Origin of the sequence: Streptomyces sp. G7(2002), assembly GCF_028870195.1 — a bacterium.
Taxonomy (GTDB): domain Bacteria; phylum Actinomycetota; class Actinomycetes; order Streptomycetales; family Streptomycetaceae; genus Streptomyces; species Streptomyces nigrescens.
Map to the genome: position 1 here is coordinate 5,947,357 of NZ_CP102609.1, position 18,013 is coordinate 5,965,369.

At 69.6% G+C, this 18,013-nt stretch carries 13 protein-coding genes; all 13 read right to left on the bottom strand.

Annotated elements, in window-relative coordinates; all coding sequences use genetic code 11:
• Positions 1-28: 28 nt before the first annotated feature.
• Positions 29-553, bottom strand: coding sequence for a phage baseplate assembly protein V (locus NUT86_RS25285; protein WP_018089567.1), 525 nt, complete (start codon positions 551-553; stop codon positions 29-31).
• 30 nt (positions 554-583) lie between these two features.
• Positions 584-1,723 (bottom strand): hypothetical protein, encoded by a 1,140-nt coding sequence (locus NUT86_RS25290; RefSeq protein WP_148589578.1) that lies wholly within the window; start codon positions 1,721-1,723, stop codon positions 584-586.
• Positions 1,716-2,096, bottom strand: a complete 381-nt coding sequence (locus NUT86_RS25295) for a hypothetical protein (RefSeq protein WP_159486619.1) — start codon at positions 2,094-2,096, stop codon at positions 1,716-1,718. The genes NUT86_RS25290 and NUT86_RS25295 overlap by 8 nt, the downstream gene beginning before the upstream one ends.
• 3 nt (positions 2,097-2,099) lie before the next feature.
• On the bottom strand, positions 2,100-2,765 hold the full coding sequence (locus NUT86_RS25300) for a hypothetical protein (RefSeq protein ID WP_148589579.1): 666 nt from the start codon (positions 2,763-2,765) through the stop codon (positions 2,100-2,102).
• The gene (locus tag NUT86_RS25305; protein WP_159486615.1) at positions 2,762-3,457 is read right to left on the bottom strand and encodes a hypothetical protein; all 696 of its coding nucleotides are present in this window, start codon (positions 3,455-3,457) and stop codon (positions 2,762-2,764) included. The genes NUT86_RS25300 and NUT86_RS25305 overlap by 4 nt, the downstream gene beginning before the upstream one ends.
• Before the next feature lie 19 nt (positions 3,458-3,476).
• Positions 3,477-10,187: an eCIS core domain-containing protein gene (locus NUT86_RS25310; protein WP_274737720.1), complete on the bottom strand. Its 6,711-nt coding sequence runs from the start codon at positions 10,185-10,187 to the stop codon at positions 3,477-3,479.
• Positions 10,184-10,600 (bottom strand): hypothetical protein, encoded by a 417-nt coding sequence (locus tag NUT86_RS25315; RefSeq protein ID WP_274737721.1) that lies wholly within the window; start codon positions 10,598-10,600, stop codon positions 10,184-10,186. The genes NUT86_RS25310 and NUT86_RS25315 overlap by 4 nt, the downstream gene beginning before the upstream one ends.
• A complete protein-coding gene (locus NUT86_RS25320) occupies positions 10,591-12,630 on the bottom strand; it encodes an ATP-binding protein (protein WP_274740620.1) in 2,040 nt (679 codons plus the stop codon). The genes NUT86_RS25315 and NUT86_RS25320 overlap by 10 nt, the downstream gene beginning before the upstream one ends.
• 33 nt (positions 12,631-12,663) lie before the next feature.
• Positions 12,664-13,704: a DUF4255 domain-containing protein gene (locus NUT86_RS25325; RefSeq protein ID WP_274737722.1), complete on the bottom strand. Its 1,041-nt coding sequence runs from the start codon at positions 13,702-13,704 to the stop codon at positions 12,664-12,666.
• Between the two features lie 52 nt (positions 13,705-13,756).
• Positions 13,757-14,500 (bottom strand): hypothetical protein, encoded by a 744-nt coding sequence (locus NUT86_RS25330; RefSeq protein WP_274737724.1) that lies wholly within the window; start codon positions 14,498-14,500, stop codon positions 13,757-13,759.
• Positions 14,493-15,245, bottom strand: a complete 753-nt coding sequence (locus NUT86_RS25335) for a hypothetical protein (RefSeq protein WP_148591232.1) — start codon at positions 15,243-15,245, stop codon at positions 14,493-14,495. The genes NUT86_RS25330 and NUT86_RS25335 overlap by 8 nt, the downstream gene beginning before the upstream one ends.
• A gap of 75 nt (positions 15,246-15,320) precedes the next feature.
• A complete protein-coding gene (locus tag NUT86_RS25340) occupies positions 15,321-15,845 on the bottom strand; it encodes a phage tail protein (protein ID WP_093637077.1) in 525 nt (174 codons plus the stop codon).
• Between the two features lie 47 nt (positions 15,846-15,892).
• Positions 15,893-17,764 (bottom strand): phage tail sheath family protein, encoded by a 1,872-nt coding sequence (locus tag NUT86_RS25345; RefSeq protein WP_274737727.1) that lies wholly within the window; start codon positions 17,762-17,764, stop codon positions 15,893-15,895.
• Positions 17,765-18,013: the final 249 nt, after the last annotated feature.

Genomic DNA, 18,013 nt, shown 5'->3' on the forward strand with positions numbered 1-18,013 from the left:
CCCGCTCGCCATCTGTCCCCCGTTCCCTTCAGCGCTTCTTGGGCACGGTCAACCGGCCCTCGTTGATGTCGACTCGATCCCCGACCAGAGAAATCGACGCGCCCTGCCCGTTATTGATGTGGACACCCGTCGCATCGATCTTCACGTAAGCGCCGCCCGGCGCTTCCAGCACAATCCCGCGACTCGGCACATCCGACATCACCAATTTGTGCTTCTTCGGCGTCTGAATGACCACGGGCCGGGAATCGGGCGGCTGGACCCGCGCGTCCTCGGGCAGTTCTTCGCGCTGCCCGTACCAGCACCCCGTCCAGATCGGATAGCTGGGATCGCCCTGCTCGAATTCCACCCACACACCCGCCCCGGCCGACGGCACGACCACCTGTCCCGCCTCCGGCCCGGTGAACGGGAAACACGGCAGCGCCCACGTGGACGGCTCATCACCGAGCACATCCGGGACCTGGACGATCAGCCGCCCCGTCCCCATCGGGTCGTTGTTGTCCACCACCCGGCCACGGAACTTGCCGAGAAAGCGGTTGTTCGGTCCACCAGCCATGAGCGGTTTCTCTCTCCTTACGGACGGGATTCACGGACGAACGGTGCCGCTCCGCGCAATCAGCCCCTCACGCGAGAGCGTGAAGTTCTGCTGGTACGACCCCGGCCGCAGATTGGTCGTCACACTCTTCACGTAGTAGTCGCCGTCGTAGGTCACCCCGGCCCCGCGCACCCCCACCAACTCCCGGGCCCGCAACACATATCCATGCCGGTTGACGTCGAGCTGCCCCGAGCCCGAAATGGCGTCCGCCGAGGTCGCCGCCCGCCCCAGCGCCTCCGCCCGGGCCATCGCCTCGTCCTTCTTCGCCGTCCCGGTCAGGGTTCTGCGCTTGAGGGCCGGTGAGGCCCGGCGTCCGAGCGGCGGGCGCAGCGGACCGATATCCGGCGGAGCGAGCAGCGGGGCATTCCGGGTCACCGGGTCCTGCACCCTCGCCTGCGGCTCTTCCCGCGCCGTCCCGTCGTAAGCGAACGTCAGCTGGTCAACGGTCGAATGCACATCCATATTCACGTTCAGCGCGTGCTGCCGCTGCCCCAGCCGCTGTTCGGGCCCCCAGAACGCGGTCGAGTGCCCCGGCACCGGACCGGGGTCGAGATAGAAGGTGTACCCATTGGCGCGGGCCAGCTCGTTCACATACTGCAGATCGGTGCCGACCTGGTAATCGACCCGCACCTGCTCCCGTGGCGGCTGCGGAATCTGCTCCCGGATGATCCGCGCATCGATTCCGTAATCCGCGTACTTCGCCAGAATCCGCTCGACCCGCTGCGAGGGCGCCAGATTCGGATAGCGGTCCGCCCGCTCCTCCAGATCCATCAGCAGCGTCAGATCCTCCCCGGTGAGGGTGAGCGTCGTCCGGCCGGGCTGATTGCTGGCTCCCACCTCCTGCCGGACGATCAAGCCGTCCAGCAGCACAAAGGCGGTCCCCTTGATCGACACCGCCAGAATCACCCGCGTCTTCGGATCGAAGAACCCCTCCGGCAGCAACCGCTCGATGAGGGCGCCCTTCTTGGTGAGATCGAAGGCGAGCTGAAATCCGCTCCGCTCACCCGCCGTACTCGTGATCTGCGCGGACAGCAGGGCCTCGGTCACCTCGGCCGGAACCGGCCTGGCCAGCTTCGGCCCCATGTACAGCGAGACATGGACCGGACCGCGCCCTACGGGCTCATCAGCCATTCCGCACACCCGGCCCGCCCATGCCACCCGGAAACCCACCCGGCAACGGAACGGCGATCCGCTCCCCGGGCTCATCCGTCAACTCCCGGGGATCGAGCGTGGGATTGGCATCGGCGATCTGCCACCACTGCCCGGAATCCCCGAAATACCGCTGCCCCAGCTGGTCGGCCCGCTCACCGCTGCTCACGGTGTGCGCGGCCGTCTCCTCGGCGGCATCATCGAGCCGGGGCAACAACCTCCGCTTGGCATAGCGGACTTCGGTGCCGTCACGGCACCGGTACACCCCGATCTCCACCTCGCTGTACCGGCTGCTCCGCCCATACGGATGCGCCCCCGGCACCTCGTCCAACGCCCGCTCATACGGCTCGATCACGCCTCAGATCCCCCTCCCGAGCCCCAATTGCGCAAAACTCCCGCCCTGCGCGGCCCGCGCCAACTGCTCCTTCTGCGCCAGATGCGCGAGGTAGAGCTCGGCCCCCCGGTGCCCGGCCGGCAGATCACTCACCGTCAGCACCTTCAACCCGATACTGAGCGCGGCCCGGATCGGATTGAGATTGACGTCGAACGCCGACTCATTGACGGACAACTCGGTCAGCCGGACCGGCATGACCCGCTTGCTTCCCCAGGTGAAAAGGGTGAGCGGCGTCTCGATGGGACTGATCTCAATGGTCCCCTTCTTGCTGAGATGCGAGGCGGCCCTCAACTGCGCGGTAGTGGGCTGCACCAGCATTTCCAGAACGGCCAACTGCGGATGAATCCCGTTCGGCGCCGCCACATCCAGCTGATCGGTGGCATCGATCTCCGCGGTGAACTTCCACGACTCCTGCGCCGGCCCCTTGAGCCGAAGCGCCTCATTCCGGTCACCACCGCTGTCCCCGCCACCCCCACCGCCTTCCCCACCGGCGGCCTGGGGCGCGACGGACCGCTCCAGTGTGTCCGGATTGAACTGAAGGACGATGATGCGCTGGGGCGTACCCCGCTCGGGGTCGACGATGACGAGGCCGGAACGGATGGGCTTGGGGATGTCGGCGTAGCGGGTCACCGGCGGGCCTCCCAGCGGCGCTGGAGGTCTGTGTAGTCGTGGTCGGGGAAGATTTCGGGGAACTTTTCCAGCATGAACCGAACGTTGTCGCCGAGGTGCTCGATGGGGCTGTTCCGGAAAGGGACATCAGAGAAAAGGTATTGCCACCCTCTGACACCTTTGGTGGTCAGCAGCATCTCAATGTACTGGCGGTAGGTGAGGTCAAGCTGGACGAAGCCGTACGGGTAGGGGTCGCCACCCGTCATGACAAGGTCGTGGTGCCAGATTTCAAGAGGCGATGTGTTCGGTGCCATTCGAAGGTATGTCACCGAACCTGAAGTCGACCGGTAGGCGTGATCGATGTATCTGAGCTGCCCTACGAAATCTTTCTGGGAACGGCCCGGCAGGTTGTCGGTTTCTTGAGGATCTTGCACAAGGATCTCGTACGGCTGGGGCAGGCGGTACTCGCCGAAAAACTCCGGCAGTGGGGGCCTGGTCTGCCAGTACACGGCGAGTTCATCGAATCGGAGACTCTCCGCCACGATATCGTCGTCAAGGGTCACTTCTTCCCAGGACCTGTTGAACTCGTCCAGCGGAAGAAGGTCTTCAAAGGATTCGCTGATTTCTCCGCGACGCACATCCAGGATCTCGATCGAATCCTGCCGCTCGAGTTCATCGAGCGAGGAAATGTGAAGCATTTCGATCTGGTTCAAGGTTTTTCCCCTCTGACCGTCACAGCGTGAACAGGCCGCTCTCGTAGTTCCTCCTGATTTCATCGACAAGCGTATCGATTCTGGGTACCCTCCGACCGGTTCCCGGGCTCTTGTAGGACTTGAGCTGATTCAGCATGTCGTCGATTCCCTGGAAGCCATTGGGTTGGCGGAGGGCCGCTACGGCTCTGACGATCGATTCTCTTCTTGCCAGAAGCTTGTGTGCCAGAATTCGGTTCTGCCCGGTCAGGGGTATGGTGTTCAGGTTCGGTATTCCTACATTTCCCACGGGTGGTGGCTGGAAAGTTACCGGGCTCGACTTCCGCCAGGATTCAGCTTTCCATTCATTCGGGTCTTTCCCAGGGGCTTGCCCTGCTGTCGCGGGGCCCTTGTACTTGTAGGTGCGGTACTGCGCCTCAATGCTCTCCGGGAACCATTTTGGATACCTGCCTCCGGGGTACTGTCGCGCCGGTCTGTCGTAGAGGTTCAGTGTCAGTTCGTAGTCGCCAGGCGGCTTCGTCTTCGTGTCTGCTCCGTCGCTCTTCTGGTATCCGAATGCTGCAGCTGCCTGACTTTCGAACGACCGATAGAAGCCCGCGTTTTTGTAGTTCGGCGCGGGTACGAAGTTGGTCGACTTGTTCGGTCCGCCGATTTCCTTCGGGAGGAGGTGCATGGCATCCCACTGGTTGGGTGACCCGCCCGCCTGGTCCCAGATATCACGATTGTTGATGTACTGAAACCCCGGGATGTTGTTCAACTTCCAAGTTCTTCCGCCTGGCTCTCTTCCGTGGTCTTTGGACCATGCTTGATTGATGTACCGCTGGGAGAAGGAAGTCGGCTTCAGTTCGGCGCCATTGCTGAAGGGTGGAACAGCTGGTTGCGGGTCCGGTCGCTCAAGCCTCCTGAGGAGGAGGAGATTCGCCTGCTGCACTCCCGAGTTGGTGGGGGTGGTGGGGTTGAGGGTTGCCCACAGCTTGAATTCTTCGCCGACGGACTTCTGCAGGTCGGTCAGGCGGTAGTGTCTGCGGATCCTGGACAGGAGCTCTGGATTGTCCTTGACCGGAATGCCGCGCTTCAGGCGGTCTTCATAGATCCGGTGGATGCGTGCGGCGGCCTTCTGCAGGCGTGCCGTCTTTGATTCCTTCTCTTTTTCCTTTTTCTTCCCCCGGTCGCCCTTGCGCTTCTTTTCTGTGCGGTTCTTCTTGTTGTCACGCATGTTGTCGCGCTTGGTCTTGAATTTATTCCAGATCTTCTTCGCGCCACTCTTGAGCGCCTTGCCGACCTTGCTCTTGCGGAGCTTCTTTCCGAGAGCCTTGCCCGCGTTCCTGACCTTCTTCAATGCCGACTTGATTGTCTTTTTGATCTTCTTCAGGGCCCGGCCCAGCGGAGATTTCGGCTTCTGCTGCTTGGTGCGCTTGGGCGCCTCTGTCTCCTTCTTCTTCGGTGTCTTGTCGGGCGCCTTGTCTTTCTTGTTGCCGTCGTCGGCCTTGTCGGACTTCTTGCCCGGAGTGCTGTCCTTGTCCGGAGCGGCGTCCTTCTTCCCACCTGGGCCGTTGTTCTCCGGAGTCCTGCCGGGCTTCTGGTCAGCAGTCTTGGCTGTGCTGTCCCCGTCCTTGGCCCTCTTCGCCTCGGCCTCGTCCTCGCGCTTCTTCCTGGCCGGGTCCGGGGTCTTGTCGGCCGGGCGGCCCGTGGGCTGGGTCTTCGGCTGGTGTTTCGGGTGGCCGCCGCCCGGGGTGCGGTCGGCGGGGGTTCCGGGGCGGGACGGGACGCGGGGGCCCTTGGGCTTGGCCGGGCGTGCCGGCTTGCGGAGGGCCTGGGCGGCCTTGCGGGCGGCGCCCTTGGCGGCGTTGACCGCCTTGCCGGCCACTTTGCGGGCGCCCTTGCCGGTCCTCTTGAGGCCGGCGGTGATCTTCTGGGCCATGGCCTTGAGGCGGGTGCCCACGCCCTTCGCGGCCCGGCCGAGGCGCTGGAGGAGGAGGTTGGTGAGGAAGTCGAGGAGGGCCACCACACCGGCGGCCACCGCTTCCGCGAAGAGACAGGCCGCCGGTCCGGCCTTGACCGCCTTGAGGTAGGCGAAGAACTTGCCGAACGCGGTGAGGATGGAGCTGATGCTCTCCCAGGCGGCCATCAGGCCCTGGACGATGGTGAGGATCGCGCCCGCCGCCGGGACGATCATCGAGACGACCTTCTCGATGACCAGCGAGGCGATCATCATCGGCAGCGAGGCAATGATCGCGTCCCAGGCCATCTTGCCGATCTGCTTCAAGGACATACAGCCCTTGAGGAGAACGTTGATCACTGCCTTGCCGAGGCCGAGGATGCCCTCCACCTTGGTGTCGAACCACTGCTTGACGGCGGACTTGATCGCGCCCCAGAGGTGTTCCTGGATGCCGGTCTTGGCGGCGCTGCCCGCCTTGCCGATCCAGCCGCCCGGGTCCGGTGCGATATCGGCGACCAGGGCCGCGAACTTACCGAGCGCCTCGATGGCGGCCTCGGCGAACTTGATCGCGGCGGTGATCACGGCCTGATACGCCTTGATGACCGCCTTGACCCCGGCTTCGAGGACGTCCAGGAGCCTGTTGAGACCGGCCGCGAGCGCGTCAAGAAGGGTGTTGACGGCCTTCTTCAGGCCGTCGGCCAGCTTGTTGACGGTCGCGATGGCCGCGTCACGCAAACCCTCGATGGCCTTGCGGAACTTGTCGCGGAGTTCGGGGAAGGCGGCCAGCAGGACGTCGCCGATGGCGATCAGGGCGTCCGCCAGCACATTGATGGCCTTGATGGCGAAGTCGCGTACCGCGTCGATCGCCTTGTTCGCGAACTCCTTGAACTTGTCGATGACGCTGTTGATGGCGTTGCGCGCCGCGTCGAAGATCGCCGTAACGGCGTCCAGGAGGCCCTTGAAGAAGTCGCCCACGGCGTCCAGCAGTTTGCCGAAGAGGCTGTCCGACTCTCCCTTCTTCTCCTCCTTCTTCTTCTCGGCGTCCTTCTCGGCCTGTTCCGCCTTGGTGTCGATGTCCTTGTTGTCGTTGTTCTTTCGGTCATCGACTTCTTTGTCCTTGCCGTCCCGCTCCTTGGTTATCTTCTGGTTGCCGTCCTTGTGCTCCTTCTCGGTGTCCTCGTCGGCCTTCTCGATCTTCTTGTCCTGCTCGTCACGCCAGTTCTGGCGCTCCTTGCCGGCCTGCTCGGCCGCCCGGCCGCGCTCCGCCGTCTGCTGTTCGGCATTGCGCACGACCTCGTTGTCGATCTCCTGCTGCTTCTCCTGCTTGGCCTGCTGCTCGCCCTGCCGGTGTTCCTGCTCCTTGGCGGACAGGTCGGTCTGTGACTGCGCCGCCCCGCTCTTGAGCTCGGCACCGCGCTCCTGTTTGGCGACGACGCCGACGTGCTGCTTGGCTCCACCGCCTGCCGACTGGCGGCCTCCGCCGCCGCCCGCGCGCCCGGACGCCTTGCCCGTCAGCCGTTCCCGGGGAGCGTCGGGGAAGATCTTGTCCTCGCCCATCGGCTTGGACGCGTCCGCCCGGCCGGTGTCCTGGATCGTGCCCTGCTTTTCCTTGAGCTTCTCCGCCTGCTTGTCCGTACGCTGCGGGTCGCTCGCCCCCTCCAGCTTGATCTTGGGAGCCGGGCCGACCGTCTTGTTACGCAGCTCGGGGTCGGTCGTGGGCACCTTGTCCGCGGCCGCCTCGACGCTCTTCGCATCGCCGGCCGTCAGCTTGCCGTCCTTGCTGGGCGGGAGCTGCGGCGCCGTCACATGGTCGGTGGGCCTGGCGCCCTGAGCCTTCTCACTGCCCTTGGCCCGCTGCTTCTCGCCCTGGTCCTCCGGCCCGACCCTCTCCAGCTTCCCGCTGACCGCCGTCTCCGGCGCCTCGGCCTCCGGAGGCGAGGACTGGGTCTGCGGCGCACCCGAAGGACGCTCCCGCTGGGGCGGGTTGGCCTCCAGACGCTTCTGCTCCTCGTTGACCTTCTTGTCGGCGGCCGCGTCCACACCGGGCATGGCGGCCTGAGCCTGGTCGGGGGAGAGCTTGCTGACGGTGCTGAGTGCGGCCTTCGGGTCCTGGCCCGAGACGTCCGGCGGCTCCTCCTGCTTCTCCGCGGGTGCCTTCTCACCACCCCCGCCCCCACCGCACGAACCGCCCTTCTCCTCCTTCTCCGCCGCGGGCTCCGGCGGCGCGCAGCCACCGCCGTCCTTCTCCAGCGACGCGTCGGGCTGCGCCTTGGCGCCCTCGGGCGCGGGCGCGCCCATCTTCCCGGGGTTCTCGGCCTGTTCGGCGGCCGGACCGACCGCGGCCTGGGCGACGGACGGCGCACCTCCGGGACCGGCCGCGCCCTTGGGTGCGGCGGCGGGCTCACTCGCGCCCACCGTGCCGCTGGGCGCCGCCCCCGGGCCGGACTCCTTCGGCACCGCGCTCTTCGGCGCGGCCGCCTCGTTCTCGGCCCGTACGGGCGCCGCGGTCCGTCGCGCGGCGGGGGAGGGGTGCCGGTCCTCGACCGCGGTACGTTCCGTGTGCGCACCGGCGGGCGGCGCAGGCGAAGCCGCCGACGGCCCGGCCCCGCCACCGGCCGCTCCGGTGCCCGCGACACCACCACTCGGCTTGTCCGCCGCCGCGCCCTCCGGCTGCCCCCTGGCCTCCTTCTTCTCCTCCTGCTCGTCCTGGTCCTTCTTGTCCTGCTGCTCGTCCTGGGACTCCTTGGCGTCCGGCGCCCCTTCGCCGTCGCCCGACTTCTCGTCCCGCTCCGCGTCCTTGTCGGCCGCGTCCTGCTTGGCGGCCCTGGCCCCGTCCTCGTCCTGGTCCTGCTGCTGCTCGGGGTCCTTCTTCTCCTCGGCCTCCTGCGCCGGATCCGGCCTCTCCTCGGCCGAGGGGTCCGGGCCGACCTCTTGCTCGACCGGCTTCTCCGGCTGCAGGTCCCGCTCGCTGCGGTCGGGCGCCTCGGACGCGGGGCCGTGCTCCGGCTGCGGCGCCTCGCCCTCGACCGGGCCGCGCTCCTCACCCGGCGCCTTGGCCTCGGCCTCCGGCGCCTCCTCGTCCTCCTCCTCATCGGCGTCGTCCTCCCGCTCCTTCTGGATCTTCTCCGCCTTGGTGGGCGGCGGAGCGGGGAACGCCGGCATGCCCGCCGTGGGATTCTCGGCGGTCGGTACGGACGACAGGTCGGGATCGGCCTCCGGCAGATGGTCCTCGGGCTTCAGCTCCGCCTCGCCCGCCCCCGGGCCGCCGCCGTGCTTCTCCTCCTGCCCGCCGTCGACCTCCTTGTCGGCGCCGGCCTCCAGCCCGAGGGGCTGTTCCTCCTCGCGCGGTTCGCCCTCGTTCTCGTCCTTCTCGTGCAGACCGTGCTCGGACAGCGCGCTGTCGCGCTGGTCGGCCCGCTCATCCACCTTCTCCGGGCGGACCGGCCCCTGCTGCTCCTTCTTTTTCTTCTCCAGCTCTTCCTGCCTGGCGCCGTCGGCCGGCTTCCTCTCGTCGTCCTTGCGCTTGCGCTTGTCCGCACCCGGCCGGTTGGCCTGCTCCGGGTCCTGCTCCTCGCGCTCACGCTGCTCCTTGCGCTCCTCCTTGGCGCGTTCGGAGCCCTCCTGCCCCTCCTGGGCCCTCTCCGCGTCGGCCTGATCGGCCTTCTCGCGCTCCTCGCCCTGCTTCTCCGCTTCCTGCTGCTGCTCCTTCTTCGAGTCGGCGAGCTCCTCGGCCCGCTCGTCCTCCTGCGCCTTGCGCTCGCCGGCTTCCTTCTCCTCCGCCGAGGCGTCCCGCTGCGCCCGGGTCCGTTCCTGCGCACGAGCGCCGTCCCGCCCCTTGACGTCCTTCTCTTCTTGCTCGGCGTCCGCGGCCCGCTGCTTCTCGGCCTGCTCCCTGCCGTTCTTACGGCCGGCCGTCACCGCCCGCTCGTCCTCGATCAGGTCGATCGCGTCCGGGACCGGCCCGGGTACGTTCGAGGGCAGGAGCCCGGGCGGAGCGGTCCCGGCTTCCTCCGTCAGCTCCAGAATCTGGTGGAACTCCCAGGTCAGCAGCCGTACTTCGAGCCGGTCCAGCACGGAGTCCTGCAACTCGGGCCCCATCCGGGCGAGTTCCCCGCGCACCCGGCCGGAGAGATCCTCCGGGTCACCCCGCAGTGACCGCAGCACACCGTTGGCCAGGCGGTCCACCAGGGTCGCCGGGTCGGCCTGTTCCTCCCGGCGACGGTTCGCGTCGACCGTCGCGTACCGCAGCCACCCGGGCGTCGCCCGGCCCGGCTCGATCTCAGCGGCAGCCGGGTCAGGGGGCTCATGGACCGAGTCACGCAGGGCGCCCAGTACGGAAGCCTGTGCTGCCGACTCCGCCTCCCGTTCGACCGACTCCTGCGGCAGGCTGACCGCGCCCAGGTCGCGACCGGCGCGGAGGGCGCCCAGCCCGTGCGGATTCTGGACGGTGTGCAGGAGTTCGTGGGCGAGCAGGCGCTGACCGTCCGCCGTGCCCGGCCGGTAGGTGCCCTCGCGGAAGAAGATGTCCTGGCCGACGGCGAAGGCGTCGGCTCCCATCACGTCCGCCAGGTGCGCGGAGTCGCGGTCGGTGTGCAGGCGGACCCGGCTGAAGTCGTGGCCGAGCTGTTCCTCCAGTTCGCGGCGGACACCGGGGTCCAGGGGCTGTCCCGCGCCGCTGACGATGTCCTTCGGCTCCGGGGTACGGGACCGGGCGGAGCGTTCCCGGCGCTTGCGGCGCTTGTCGTCGCGAGCCGACCGGCTGGGGTCCTGTGTCGAGGACCGGCTCGTGCTCATCGGGCCTCCCCCCGTCCCGCGAGGCCCGCGTGCACCGCGCGGGCCAGTGCTTCGCCCAGCCGGACCGGGTGCGTCGTGGCCGGCAGGGGCGGCAGACCGGTGAGGCCGTCCAGCGCCACGCCCGTGCCGTCCGCCGCCAGCGGTATGCCGCGCTCGTGCACGAGGCGGGTCAGTTCCGAGGTGAACGCCGCCGAGACGCGGGCCGGGTCGACGCGCGCGTCGAAGCCGTCCAGGACCAGTTCACCGATGTCGATACGGAAGGAGCGCGGCGACACCTCCCCGCCCCCGCTCCGGACCGCCTGCCCGGCCGCGCCCCAGGCGTGGTCCCCGACCGCGCCCCCGGCCTGGTCCGCGCCCCCAGCCACGCCCCCGGCCGCGCTCCTGACGTGCTTCCCGACCTCGTTCAGACCCATCCATGGACCTCCGACGGCGTCAAGGAGCGTTCGAGCTTCAGGTATTCGGTACGGGCGGCGGCCAGCATGTGGCGCATGCGCAGGCGGTCGCCCTCCTCGGCGGCGAGAAAGGCTCCGGAGAGGGCGATATTGCGGATCGAACCGCCGGCCACGGTGAGCTGGGCCAGCAGGGAGGTGTCGATGCCCTTCGTCGGGGCCTGCGCGGGCAGCACCCGGCGCCAGATCTCCGCGCGCTCCTTCTCCCCCGGGAAGGGGAAATCGACCACGAACCGGATGCGGCGCATGAAGGCGGAGTCCAGGGCCTTCTTCATGTTGGTGGTGAGGACCGCCAGCCCGCGGTACGCCTCCATGCGCATCAGCAGATAGCTGACCTCCAGGTTCGCGTAACGGTCATGGCTGTCCTTGACCTCGCTGCGCTTGCCGAACAGCGCGTCCGCCTCGTCGAAGAGGAGCAGCGCCCCGCCCCGCTCCGCCGCGTCGAAAACGCGACTGAGGTTCTTCTCCGTCTCACCGATGTACTTACTGACCACCTGGGAGAGGTCGATGATGAACAGGTCCAGCCCCAGTTCCTTGGCCATCACCTCGGCGGCCAGCGTCTTGCCCGTTCCGGAGCCGCCCGCGAACAGCGCGGTCACGCCCAGACCGCTGCGCAGCGCCTTCGCGAAGCCCCAGTCCTGGTAGACGGTGCCGCGCTGGCGCACATGCGCGACGATCTCCTGGAGGATGCCGAGTTGGCGGCCGGCGAGGACCAGGTCCTCCCAGCCGGCGCGGGGTTCGATACGGCGGCCCAGTTCGTCCAGCCCCATCCGGGCCTCGGTGAGCCCTGCCTGCCAGGCCAGCCCTGCGGCATCCGGGCCGTCCGGACCACCCGGGCCGGACAGCTCACGGAGCACCGTCGCGGCCGCCGACCGCACGACATGCGGCGGGAGCTGGAACTGCGCCACAAGCGCCTGCACATCACGGGCGGTCACCTCAGGGACGTCCGCGAAGGCGTCCGTCCACAGCCCCACCTGTTCCTCGTCGTTCAACTTCGGTACGGTCACCCGCTGCCCGCGCGGATGGCCCGTCTGTCGCGGATCCGGGCCGGAGACGACCAGCGGGACGGCGGAACCCGCGATGAAGGAGTCGGCGGCGGCGTGCTGCTCGCGGTCCAGCTCGCCCACCTCGATGAGGAGGGCGGCCGGCAGGAGGATCGCCTCGCGCTGCCAGAGGCGGGCGAGCCGGTCCCGTTCGGCGGCGTCCGCCGGGACATCGTCGGCGGCCATGGAGTAGAGGCCGAGGCCCGTGCGGCGGGCGGCAGTTGCGGCGATATCGGCGCGGGTGCGGAGATCGCCGCCGACCAGTTCGACGCGGAGCGGGGCGTCGGGGCCCGCGTCCGCCCAGCCGGCGGCCACCCGGTCCGCCGCCGCGTCGTAGGAGGCCGGCAAGGTGGCGGGCGCCGTCGTACGGCGCAGCAGCCCGTGCAGCCTGGCATCCAGGTACGGCGAGCCGACGAGGAAGTGCAGGATGCGTTCATCGAGGCGCAGGCGGGACGTGGTCAGCCGGGTCTCGTCGTCCAGCTCGACCAGGCGCCAGCGGCGCAGTGGGGCGACCGGCGTCAGCGCACTCCAATGCGGAGCGCCGAGGGCGGCCAGCGCCAACGAGAACGTCGGATACGCATGGCCCGGGTCGCTGCTCGCGGCGGCGCAGCGGGCGCCGGCCGTCGGATCGAGTTCGGCCGCGGCGCCGAGCAGGATGACCTCCCGCTCGAACGGGCTGAGGCCGAAGCAGGCGGCCAGTGCGTCGAGGGCGGGGAGCGCGCGGCCGGGGGAGAGGGCGGCGTCCTCTTGCGGGCGGGGCGCCGGAGCGGCGCTGGGCGGACCCGCCGCACCGTCGTCGCCCGCCGCGTTCCCGCGGACCGTCGTACGGGCGCGTGTCGCATGGGCGTCCAGGCGTGCCAGCACGGCCCCGACTGCCGCGGCCAGTGCACTGCCGTCCGCGTCGGCGGGCCACGCCGTGTCCGGGCGCCCGCTGCTGCCGCCGTCGCCCATGTCCTTCTCCGCCCCCGTTCCGCGCACCGCGCCTCAGCTCTCCGTGCCGTCGTCCGGATGCCCCGGTTCGTCGGTGCGGCGCGCCTCGCCGGTGCGGCCCGTGCCGTCCCGGCCGCCGTCCCGCGCGCCGCCGCCGGTCGCCTTGCGGGTACGTGAACCGGCGGAGGGGCCGCCCGACTTGCTGCCGCGACGCGCGGCCTTCGGGTCGCCCGCCGCCTTCTTCGCGGCCCGCGCTCCTCCGCCGGACGCGGCCTTGGCGACGGTGGCCCGGGCGGTGGAGGTGGCGCCGGTGCTCGTGGCCGTCTTGGCGGCGCCGGACCGGGACTCGCCGGTAGGAGCCCCGACGGTCTGAGCCGCCGTCGGCGCCGCCCTGGTGGGAGACGTCGCACCCGGATCAACCGGACCACCCGCACCACCCGGACCGGCCGCACCACCCGCCACCCCGCCCGGCTCCGGCGCCCCCGGCGCCCCGAACGGCAGCACCCTGACGTCCGGCTTCTGCACCGGCTTCGCCGGGACCGGCTTCTGATGCCCGTCGAGCAGCACCAGCGAGGCCTGGTACACCACGGACAACGCATACGGCGTCTGGTGCAGCATCCCCCAGAGCTTCGAGGTCTCGTCGACGTCCAGCTGGAGCGGTGTGAAGCGCACCTTCTGCGGGGACTCGGCGAGATCGCTGCCCGCCAGATAGGGACGCCGCGCCGCTTCCTCGATCAACTCCTGGGGCAGTACCGGGATTTCGTGCAGGGTGCGCACCACGCTGCCGATCAGCCGCTGCCCGACCAGCTCGGTCTCCTCGCCGTACGCACTGATCAGGAAGTGCAGATCGAGTGCGGCGGCGGGCCGCTTCAGCAGCGTCCCGTCGGAGGCGCGGGTGACCAGGTCGCTGTTGCGCATCGAGGGGTTGTGGCTGACCTGGTAGAGGAAGACGGTGATCGTCGGCTCCGTCGGCGGATCGGCCGGCGGCTTACGGGTCTCCACCGAGACGGCCATATCGATCTCGGGGTGGAGGTGGTGCTCGATCAGCAGCGCAAGGGCCTGGGTGACCGTCGCGACGGCGAGTGCGTTGCTCATGAAGCCCTTCCCTGTGGGTGCGGCCCCGGCCGGGTCGTGTGGTGCGTCACCGTCAGTGCGTCCTCTCCCCGCGCGCCAGATAGTCCGCGAGGCTCAGCGTGGGCTCGCGGCGCTCCGTACGCGCCGGCCGGTCCGCCGCGGGCCGCTCCGGACCGGCCGCGCTCACCTCGAGCCGGCCGATCTGTACGTGCACCACCCGCTCGGCGGCCCGCTGCCCGCGCCGCCCGGTTACCGTGGTCCGGGCGGCCGGACGGGCCGTCGGCGGCTCGTCGGTGCGCGGCCGCAGCGGCGTGACCGGGGCGAGGGGCGCGGTGTCGAAGCCCGGCAGGACGAGTGTGGACGCCGTCGGACGTGCGGCCCGGTCGTCGCCGGTCCGCGTCCCTGCCGTCCGCTGGGCACGGACGGCGCCGGGCGGGCCGGGCCGCGGCGCCGGGTCCACCGCGGGCCTCAACAGCGCGTTCGCCGGGCGTAGTTGATGCTCGGAGGGGTCCGGGTCCTCGTCCTGCCGGGGGACCTCGGTCCGCAGGACGGTCTGCCGCTCGGTGGTCCTGATCTCCCGCTCGTAGCGGATCCGCCCCTCCTCGGAGCGCGCGGGCCGGGGCGCCCGCGGAGCGTGCGGCGCCGGTCCGTCCGGTTCGGCGGAGGGGCCGGACAGCGCCTCGATCCGCTCGAACGGCCCCGGCAGCCGGGGCTGTACGAGGGTGCGCCCGGCCCGGTCGGCGCGGCCGCTGCCGGGAAAGGCGCCCCCGGGCGACGGTGCGTACCGCGCCAGCAGCCGGTCGAAGTAGTCAGGCATCTGCGCACAGCTCCAGGTAGTAACGGCGGCGCAGCGGACTCAGCGCCAGGATCTGGGGCTCGCTCCAGCCGTAGGCCGAGGCGAGCAGGTGGACGTCCAGGAGCACATCGCGGGCCCAGACGTCGAGTTCGGTCCACAGGTAGGCGGCGATGTCCAGCTCCGCCGGGGTGGCGGCACCGCACTCCGGGCAGGCGATGTTCAGCACCACCTCGGCGGCCGGGTCCGCCCGCTCGGCCGCCTCGGCGAACCGCTTCAGCACCGCCTCGGGCAGCGCCGCCAGCTCCTCGTCCGTGGCCGGCCGCCCGTCCCGCCGCGCCGAACGGGCACAGCGGGCGCCCAGCAGCCGCCGGGCCTCCTCCGCACCGGCCGCCAGGGACGCCACCGCGGTGAGATCGGCGACCGACGGCAGCCGGAACACCACCGTCCAGTCGCCCTCCGCCACCCGCAGACCGTCCTCGGGCACCTGGGGCCGGGCGCCCAGCCCGGCCGCGTCGAGCTCGAACTCCATCGCCGCCGCGCAGTCCTCGTCGGCGCAGTCGAGCGTGATCTGCATCCGCTCGCCGAACAGCGCCCGGCGCAGCGCGAACAGATCGGCAGCCCGCTCCCCGGGCGGCACCGACAGCAGTGCGTCGGCGCCGGCCCCGGGGCGGGCCGCCCGGTGCAGCAGCAGGGCCCGGTCGCCGCCCTGCCGCGCCAGCCCGGCCTCCCAGGTGGCCAGCAGTTCCGCGGGCCCGGTGACCGTCATTCCTCACCTCGTCCGGTGCAGGTGCCGTGGCGTACCAGCCGGGTGCTGGGTACGCGATGTGCCGTACGGGCCGGGTCAGGCCGGATGGGTGAACGACGGCTCGGTCGGCTCCGGTACCTCGTAGTCCCGCTCCCAGCCCTCGCACTCCAGCTTCAGGCTCTGGATGGCGACGGCGTTGGCGTTGGCGTCCAGCTCGCCCAGGACCTGGTACTCGCTCGGCCAGGAGCGGTAGATCTTGTGCGAGACGGCGACCTGACCGGCCTCGTTGAGGACCTGGATCACCAGGTCCTTGCGGAAGTCGGCCAGCGACACCTCGGCGCCGAGGCCCGCGCCGACCTGCCAGACCTTGTTGGCCCAGCGGTCGAACTCCGGGTCGTGGGTGACACCGCGTTCCAGGGTGATGCCCTCGAACTCGGAGCGGCCCGGGGACTTGCGCGGGGAGCTGGGGTCGCCGCCGTGCCGGTGCTTGACGACCTCGGTGGTGCGCTTCAGCGGGCTGATCTTGCTGATGCCCGCGACCGTACGACCGTCCCACAGGACCAGGAACTTGAAGTTCTTGTACGGGTCGAAGCGATGGGCGTTGATCTGAAACTCAGCCATCGGATTCCTTCACGTCCTCTGCGGTCACGTCCTGTGCCTGCGGGTGGTCAGACGTCGAACTGGCCGGCCATCTGCTGGATCTTGACGATCACGAACTCCGCTGGCTTGACCGGCGCGATGCCGACGACGACGTTGACGATGCCGCGGTCGATGTCCGCGTCGGTCGTGGTGTCCTTGTCGCACTTGACGAAGTACGCCTGGCGCGGGGTGCTGCCCTTGAACGCGCCCTTCTCGAAGAGCGAGTGCAGATACGCCGAGGCGTTGAGCCGGATCTGCTGCCACAGCTGCTCGGTGTTGGGCTCGAAGACCACCCACTGCAGACCGCGCAGCAGGCTCTCCTCCACGTGCAGGGCGAGGCGGCGTACGGGCACGTACTTCCACTCGCTGTCCAGTGCGTCCGCGCCTTCGAGGGTGCGGGCGCCCCAGATCACCGGGCCGACCATCGGGAGGGTGCGCAGACAGTTCACCCCGAGCGGGTTGAGCAGGCCGTTCTCCCGGTCCGTCAGCCTGACCGACAGGGAGTGGACCCCGGCCAGCCGGGCCTCGGTGCCGGCCGGTGCCTTCCAGACACCGCGCTCGCTGTCCGTACGGGCGATGACACCCGCGACGGCGCCGCACGGCGGGAAGGAGCGCAGCCGGCCGGTGAGCGGGTCGGTGAGCTGGAGGTGCGGGAAGTACAGGCCGGAGTGGTTGCTGCGGACGGGGGTGAAGGCGGCGATACCGGCGCGGGCGGCGTCCACGCCGCTCCAGGCCGCGGGGGCGTCGACGAGCAGGAAGATCCGCCGCTCCCGGCACAGCCGCCCGGCCGCCGACAGCACCGTGATCATGTCCTCGGTGGACTCGTAGGAGGCCAGCTCGGGCAGCGCCAGCAGATTGACGTCCGCGACCTCGCGCAGCGCCTGCAGACCGCTCTTGCGGGCCTCGCTGCCGATCAGGTCGCGCGGTCCGGGCGGCTCGCCGTCCTCGCCGCCGCACAGCGGGAAGACCGGCGGGTTGACGGAGGCCTCCAGGCCCAGGTCATTGGCGCATTCGCCGAGGAACCGCACCACGTCGCCGGGGTCGGTGGACCCGGCCACGACCTGGATGCGGCGGCCGAACGCGGTGACCTCGGCGCCCGCGAAGGCGTGCTTGCCCGGGGCGTCCGGCAGGGCGCGCAGCTTGTGCTCCAGCAGCAGCGCCAGCTCGGCGACCGTGCACGGCGGCTCCCCGTCGCAGTCCGGGTCGTAGAGGGTGAACTCCCGCTCCACCTCGCCGATCTTCACCGTCAACGCGACGTTCAGATCGGGGAGTTCGTGGTGGAAGGCCTTGGAGACGGTGCCGGAGGGGTCCGGGCGGCCCTCGCCGACGACCCGGACGCGGATCAGCGAGGAGCCGGCGTTGATCACCGTCTCGGCGAAGTGGCCGTGGCCGGGGTCCATGGACAGGCCGGCGAAGGACTCACGGGCGGTGCCGTGGGCGTCCAGGACCTGGAGGTTGAAGGTCTCGCAGGGAGAGGGGTGGCCCGAAGCGCCTTCGGCGGGAGTGTCGTGGTCGACGGCCACCCGCAGGCCGGAGCCCCACACGCCCGGCTCCTTGGCGTGCACCTCCAGCACCGGGCACTGGCTGTGACCCTCGGTGGACTCCAGGGTGACCTGGGCTTCCTTGCCGCTGCCGGCTTTGGTGACCCGGACGATCACGGCGACGGCGCCGCCGTTGCCGAAGAACTGGTGGACGGCGTACGCGACCGGGCTCTGCGAGGTCAGACCGCCGAAGCGGCGCTCGAAGTCGGCGAAGCTGGTGATCTGCACGGGCTGGTTGAGCGGTCCGCGCCGGGTGTGGCCGACGAAAGCGGTCACGGATGTGGTGACGGTGGTGATGCTGCGGATGCTGCTGGGAAGCTCTTCGACATAAACGCCGGGATAGGTCGTATGTGTCGGCATTCCCCCTCCAATCCCTTCGGGCACCGAGTGTGAGGACACCAAGAAATCGAGAAAGGGGGAGGGAGAGCGGATGCGGGAGGCCTCGCGACCGCCCCTGCCCGCGGCCACGCATCCCCCCACTACTCATCAAGTTCCCCCGTCTGCACCCGGTGCAAAGCGGTCTGCCGACCGACCTGCACGGGACCAAGCCCGAAGCTTGTGACTCCTGATGCGTAAGTATGCGTAAGTGCTCAACACAGTGTCCGCAGA

What these genes read in the sequence shown, in the direction of transcription:
- NUT86_RS25285 (WP_018089567.1), bottom strand. Translation starts at nt 553, where the DNA reads ATGGCTGGTGGACCGAACAACCGCTTTCTCGGCAAGTTCCGTGGCCGG.
- NUT86_RS25290 (WP_148589578.1), bottom strand. Translation starts at nt 1,723, where the DNA reads ATGGCTGATGAGCCCGTAGGGCGCGGTCCGGTCCATGTCTCGCTGTAC.
- NUT86_RS25310 (WP_274737720.1), bottom strand. Translation starts at nt 10,187, where the DNA reads ATGAGCACGAGCCGGTCCTCGACACAGGACCCCAGCCGGTCGGCTCGC.
- NUT86_RS25315 (WP_274737721.1), bottom strand. Translation starts at nt 10,600, where the DNA reads ATGGGTCTGAACGAGGTCGGGAAGCACGTCAGGAGCGCGGCCGGGGGC.
- NUT86_RS25320 (WP_274740620.1), bottom strand. Translation starts at nt 12,630, where the DNA reads ATGGGCGACGGCGGCAGCAGCGGGCGCCCGGACACGGCGTGGCCCGCC.
- NUT86_RS25325 (WP_274737722.1), bottom strand. Translation starts at nt 13,704, where the DNA reads ATGAGCAACGCACTCGCCGTCGCGACGGTCACCCAGGCCCTTGCGCTG.
- NUT86_RS25330 (WP_274737724.1), bottom strand. Translation starts at nt 14,500, where the DNA reads ATGCCTGACTACTTCGACCGGCTGCTGGCGCGGTACGCACCGTCGCCC.
- NUT86_RS25335 (WP_148591232.1), bottom strand. Translation starts at nt 15,245, where the DNA reads ATGACGGTCACCGGGCCCGCGGAACTGCTGGCCACCTGGGAGGCCGGG.
- NUT86_RS25340 (WP_093637077.1), bottom strand. Translation starts at nt 15,845, where the DNA reads ATGGCTGAGTTTCAGATCAACGCCCATCGCTTCGACCCGTACAAGAAC.
- NUT86_RS25345 (WP_274737727.1), bottom strand. Translation starts at nt 17,764, where the DNA reads ATGCCGACACATACGACCTATCCCGGCGTTTATGTCGAAGAGCTTCCC.